The 1,928-nt window shown below is 69.2% G+C and carries 3 protein-coding genes; all 3 read right to left on the bottom strand.

What is annotated here, in order from left to right:
* Positions 1-624 (bottom strand): crotonase/enoyl-CoA hydratase family protein (locus N878_RS19100; RefSeq protein ID WP_031303506.1); only part of this gene is annotated, 624 nt, incomplete at its 3' end.
* Positions 625-720: 96 nt separating this feature from the next.
* A complete protein-coding gene (locus N878_RS19095; protein ID WP_021445172.1) occupies positions 721-1,632 on the bottom strand; it encodes an SDR family oxidoreductase in 912 nt (303 codons plus the stop codon).
* Positions 1,633-1,741: 109 nt separating this feature from the next.
* The coding region (locus N878_RS19090) for a DUF1569 domain-containing protein (protein WP_021445171.1) at positions 1,742-1,928 on the bottom strand (187 nt) is incomplete at its 5' end.

Raw genomic sequence — 1,928 nt, 5'->3', positions numbered from 1 at the left:
GGCGCGGTCGGCCAGCAGGCAGCGCTGGGGGAAGGCGGCGAGCTGCGCCGCCAACTGCTGCGCCGCCGCCAGCGCCTGACCGGGTGCCACCACGCGGTTGACCAGGCCCATCTGCAGCGCCTCATCCGCCGCCACCGGGCGGCCGCTCAGGATCAGGTCCAGCGCCCGGCCCTGGCCGACGATACGCGGCAGGCGCACCGTGCCGCCGTCGATCAGCGGCACGCCGAAGCGCCTGCAGAACACCCCGAGCAGCGCATCCTGCGCCATCACCCGCAGGTCGGCGAGCAGCGCCAGCTCCAGGCCGCCGGCCACGGCATGGCCCTCGATGGCGGCGATCAGCGGTTTGCCGAGCTGCATGCGACTCGGCCCCATGGGCGCATCCCCCTGCTCGTCCAGGCGATTGGCGCGCTCGCCGCCTTCGGCCACTGCCGCCAGGTCGGCACCGGCGCAGAAGGTGCCGCCGCTGCCGGTCAGTACCGCCACGCGTGCTTCATCGTCCGCCTCGAAGGCGCGCAGGGCCGCGGCCAGCGCCTCGGCCGTGGGTCGGTCGACGGCGTTGCGTACCTGCGGCCGGTCGATGCTCAGGGTGGTCACCGGGCCGTTCTTCTCGACTGTCACCGACATGAAGCTGCACTCCGCTGGCTGAACGAAAAAGGCCGGCATCACTGCCGGCCTTCGAGCCTAATCCGCCTGCGTCGGCGCGTCAGCCTGGCTGGCCGATCAGAGGGCGTACTTGTGCAGATTCGCCATCATTTCCTTGAGCGCCTCGACGTTGTCCGCCGGGTGCGCGGCGCCCTGGAAATCACAGATGCGCTGCCACTGTGCGGCGACGTCATCGGGGCTGAAACCGGCCTTGGGATCGAAACCGACGCCCAGGCTGCGCTCCCAGCGCACCTTGCCGACCCAGCCGCCACCGACTTCGAACAGGCCGCCGCTGTCCTGGCAGTTCTGGCTGCCCAGGTACACCACCAGCGGGCTGACCAGTTCGGGTTTGAGCTGCTCGAATACCTGCGGCGGGATCAGCCCCTCGGTCATGCGCGTAGCGCCGGTGGGGGCGATGGCGTTGACCAGGATGTTGTTCTTGCGCCCCTCGATGGCCAGGGTGCGGGTCAGGCCGTAGAGGCCGAGCTTGGCCATGCCGTAGTTGCTCTGGCCGAAGTTGCCGTAGATGCCGGAGGTGGACGAGGTGAAGATCACCCGCCCGTAGTTCTGCTCGCGCAGGTGCGGCCAGGCGGCGTGGGTGGTCTTGTAGGCGCCTTCGACGTGCACCTTGTAGACCAGCTCCCAGTCGGCGTCTTCCATCTTGTGGAAGCTCTTGTCGCGCAGGATGCCGGCGTTGTTGACCAGCACGTCGATGCGGCCGAAGTGATCCAGCGCGGTCTGCACGATCTTGTCGCCGTCGGTCACCGAGTCGTGGTTGGCCACGGCATCGCCGCCGAAGGCCCGAATCTCTTCCACCACCTTGTCCGCCGCCGAGGCATTGGCGCCCTCGCCGTGAGTGCTGCCGCCGAGGTCGTTGACCACCACCTTGGCGCCATGGCGGGCGAACAGCAGCGCGTGGGCGCGGCCCAGACCGCCGCCGGCGCCGGTGACGATGACGACCTGATCCTCGAAACGAACCGCTTCACTCATGGCAGAAACTCCTCGGCAGTGGGCAATGGCAGCGAGTGTCACGCAGGGCCGCTGCGCTCACAACGAACCGTCCTGACGCTGAATGGTGCGCGATAAGGCGCCGGGATGGTCAGGCCGGACGGATCAGGCGCAGATGGTCGTACAGGTGCAGCACATGGGCCTGGGCGTACTCGGCGTGGCTCAGCGCGCCGTAGGCGAAATGCGGCTGCAGAGCGCCAGTGTGCGCGACGAAGCGCTCGAAGGCGGCCTGCAGACGCTGCAGGGCAGCCGCCTGGCTGGCCGGCTCGGCCAGTGGC

Source organism: Pseudomonas sp. EGD-AK9 (assembly GCF_000465935.2).
Classification (GTDB): domain Bacteria; phylum Pseudomonadota; class Gammaproteobacteria; order Pseudomonadales; family Pseudomonadaceae; genus Aquipseudomonas.
Note: the sequence above shows the minus strand (reverse complement) of the source record. Positions and strands in the feature narration are given on the sequence as shown.